This is a genomic window from Lewinella sp., from assembly GCF_050633125.1.
In the GTDB taxonomy this organism is placed as follows: Bacteria; Bacteroidota; Bacteroidia; order Chitinophagales; family Saprospiraceae; genus Lewinella.
In genome coordinates this window covers 1-1,640 of record NZ_JBOEFX010000242.1, presented here as the reverse complement: position 1 = coordinate 1,640, position 1,640 = coordinate 1, and the positions used below count along the sequence as shown (strand labels likewise).

Here is a 1,640-nt window from a genome sequence, read left to right as displayed (position 1 = left end):
TACTGACACACTTTATGCAATATTACCTAGCTTCGCGGAGGCTATTGTCGTCCTAGCCAAAGTTAGTCGCTGTTTTCTTTTTCTTTATTCTTTTTCGTCGAAATTATGTAATTCAATATTGGTCTTTTCGTTTCTTCATCCTTTACCAACCGAATTAATCCCCCTTCAAAAGACCATTCAAATGTAATTTCCTCAGAATCGTAAACGAATTGCTTTTTTTTCAAGTCTCTTTCTTCTTTATCCGAATATCCAAAGAAGTCAGTTATGCTTTCAACTACTCCTTCTGCTTCTGTGTAATAAATAAAGCTTGCAAAATTCTTGAAAGCTTTCTTGAATGTAAAAATAATTCCTTCTTCTTCGGAGTAATTTTCATACACTACATAATTGAAGAAATTAAAATAAAATTTAGGTAATTTGAAAGCGTAAGTCTCAACCTTATTTTCCTCCGACAATGGAATTGCTTCGACAAGATTCTCAGGTTTGCAAAAAGAAAACGCTTCTTGTAAAAAACTTACTTCCTTAGGTGTTTCATAAATCACTTTCTTAAGTTCTTCAATAAACTCTTTGGGTTCTAAAATTTTGGTAGAGACATTAAATTCATTGTATAATACTTTCGATTTGATTCTCAGCTTTTTGTCAATAGCGACAAAGTAGTCACAATGAGCACCATAGAATGAATGTTCTCCGTCAGTTTGAATATTTTGCATATTATCTGTTGGCTTTGGGAGTTTATCGGTTTTGTAGCCAATCATATCCAACATCAAGTATGCAGTTGTATAAAATTCATATTGGTTAATCGGTTCTTTTTTATGTTTAAGGGATGATTCAACATATTCAAGATATGTCATTCCTGTTCCAAGTTCTGATAGAAATTCATCAATATTTTTTATCACTTCATCAAAAGACCAATTTCCCGCCACAATCGGGTTTAATTTAATTCCTTGTTCTCCGATCGACTTTCTAAAGTCCTTATAGTATTGACCGTCCTGCAGTAATTTCTTTGAAAACGGTCCAAACTCTTTCATCAAATCCCACATTGTTGAATCCGATTTTATACTCGGAAACATTTTCTTTAAAATTTCTTGATTTTCACTGTTTAAATCTATTCTGCTTGGCTGTAATTGATATAATGACTTCATGAGTGTCCCCATTTTCCCTAACCCAAATTCACTTAAAGATTCATCAAGTTCATTGAAAACTTTTTCCATGTCCATTAATGCAAATACATCTTCTTTATTTTTCTCTCCTTCAAAATATTCTTTTGGCGTTCCAAATAAAACCTCAACACCATCTTTTCCCCATCTTAACAAATGCTTCTCTGAAAGAAATTGTAACGTGTCTAAATCTATAAAGAACAATTCGTTATCAGGTCTATAGCTTTTCATTAGGTCATTGAAATGAGCTGGGGAGTATGGGAATTGAAGATATTGTTTATGTTCAACAATAAAATCTTTTAGCTCTTGAAACTCTGGTCTTTTCAAATTACTAACTACATTCCAATCAAAATAAACTCTAATCATATAGTTTTTATTTGTTCAAATTTATTTTGATTGGATTTAGTTCCTTTTTGTTTTTCTAATAGCGACTAACTCCGGCTTGTGCGCAGGCCGAGGAACGAGGCTTGTCGCACAAGCTAAGTT

At 32.7% G+C, this 1,640-nt stretch carries 1 protein-coding gene; it reads right to left on the bottom strand.

Features of this window, described 5'->3' with window-relative positions; genetic code table 11:
• Positions 1-62 precede the first annotated feature (62 nt).
• Positions 63-1,520: a hypothetical protein gene (locus ACRBG0_RS28640; RefSeq protein ID WP_431490243.1), complete on the bottom strand. Its 1,458-nt coding sequence runs from the start codon at positions 1,518-1,520 to the stop codon at positions 63-65.
• Positions 1,521-1,640: the final 120 nt, after the last annotated feature.

Excerpts from the sequence above, each read along its gene's own strand:
- ACRBG0_RS28640 (WP_431490243.1), bottom strand. The coding sequence starts at position 1,520 with ATGATTAGAGTTTATTTTGATTGGAATGTAGTTAGTAATTTGAAAAGA.